We start from the raw sequence: 1,799 nt of genomic DNA, 5'->3' as shown, positions 1-1,799 counted from the left end.
AGGGCGATGCCAACAACGCCGTGCTCGCCGCCGTCGGCTACAACTTGTATGGGGCGATGATTGTCAAGCTTGATCTTGCTTCATTTCCCTCATCTCCTAGTTCGGCCAGTTGGCGACCATCTCCTCGTCCCGACCTGGCTTCGAACGGGCCGCCGCGCGCAGTGACGGTCAAGGGGGGGCCGCAAGGCCCCATCGCGCAGCGACTTGTCCTTGACGGTCACGAGCACGGGCGGCAGGCTTTGTCTGGGTCGGGTGGGCCCTTTCTTGCGGGGGGCCAAAAAGCCGACGACAGATTCCGAGGGCGAGCTCGCCGAGCCAGGCGCGAAGGTCGCGCGGCAGACTTGTATGCGGTAGATCCCCTTGGATCTGAACCATGATGCAGCATGCGCATCGGTGGCGAAGCTCCGGGGCGGCGGGCCCATTCTTCAGAACGGCCTGTCAAACACCATGTTGTAGCGCGGGTCACCGCCACCTCGGATCGTCATCGGCAGACCCTGCTGCGGGCCGCCAATTGGCTTAATCTCTTCTTCCCATGTGCCCTCATCACGCCGTACGCAGATTGACGCCCTGCGGCACCTCGCCGGTGGTGACGAGACGCCACAGCGCGATCAAGAGCTTGCGCGCCAGCGCCACGATCATCGTCTTGCGCGTGGTCTTGCGGCCGTCGGCCGTGCGCGCCTGGAACCATCGGGTGAGGTCGCTGTCCTTCTGGAAGCTCAGAAACCGCCACGCCAGTTGGATCATGCCGCGCCGCACGCGGGCATTGCCGGAGCGTGCCAGCCCCTTCTCGCGCCGGCGTTGGCCGCTCTCGTCCGGCGACCCCGTCAGCCCGGCATAGCGCGCCACGGCGCGGCGATCGCGCAAGCCGCGTGACAGGATCTCGTGGACCAGCATGTCGGCGGTCTCGACACCGATGCCGATGATCCGCGCGATGAGGCGCACCATCGCATGCGGGCCTTGTCCGGCAGTCGGGGCGGCGGCGAGCTTGCGCTCCCGTTCCTGTTCGATGGCCCGGATCTGCGCACGCACGAGGTGCAGCCGCTCAAGGAAACGGGAAAGCTCGGCGCGGGTGTTGTCCGGCAATGGCGTTCCCTCCGCCGTGCGGATCGCCATGAGCCTGTCGGCCGCGTTGCGCAGGCTCAGGCGGAAGCTGCGGATGCCGAAACGGGCGAGGACCGCCTTGATGCGGTTGATGAGCCGCGTCTGCTCGCCGACCAGGCTCTCCCGCTCGCGGTTTGGCCGCCGGGCGTCCTCCTCTTCGATGCTCGGGATCGCCGCCATGGTGCAGTGGCGCTTCTCGCCGCGCAGCCAGCCAAGAAAGGCACGCATCAACAGCTCGGTGTCGAGGCGATCGGTCTTGGCGCGCCGGTGCTCGCGCGACACCGCAACGCTGGCGGGATGGATGGCGTAGGCCTCGATGCCATGCGCCCACAAAAAGCGCGCAAGCCAGAAGCCGTCGCCAGCCGCCTCATAGGCGACGGCGATCCGCTGGATCGTGTGCCCGGCCTGGCTGGCTTCGTCGCGCCAGCGCTGCAGCAGCTCCAACAGCGCTGGTGCGTCGGCATCGATCTTCTTGAGGGGCTGGCGCTTGAGGCCTGGAACAAGCGCGGCAATCAGCCACTTCGCCTTGCTCATTTCGATGACGGTGATGATCGTGTTATCTTGTTCAAGAGCGGTAAGGGACCGGCTCGCGTCAAAAGATTGCGACATGGGGCGCTCCTTCTGATGGTGATTTTGGAGCGCCGAAGGATGCCACACCCTCGCCGCTCGCCCCATATCATCTTCAGCCTCCTGCTCAA

General features: G+C 65.9%; 1 protein-coding gene. It reads right to left on the bottom strand.

Translation table 11 applies throughout. The annotated features are described in order from the left end of the window. Window positions 1–543: 543 nt before the first annotated feature. A complete protein-coding gene (locus NMG80_RS35395; RefSeq protein WP_254022434.1) occupies window positions 544–1,710 on the bottom strand; it encodes an IS110 family RNA-guided transposase in 1,167 nt (388 codons plus the stop codon). Window positions 1,711–1,799: the final 89 nt, after the last annotated feature.

The organism is Mesorhizobium escarrei (assembly GCF_935825525.1).
Classification (GTDB): Bacteria; Pseudomonadota; Alphaproteobacteria; order Rhizobiales; family Rhizobiaceae; genus Mesorhizobium; species Mesorhizobium escarrei.
This window is presented reverse-complemented; position numbering and strand designations above follow the sequence as displayed.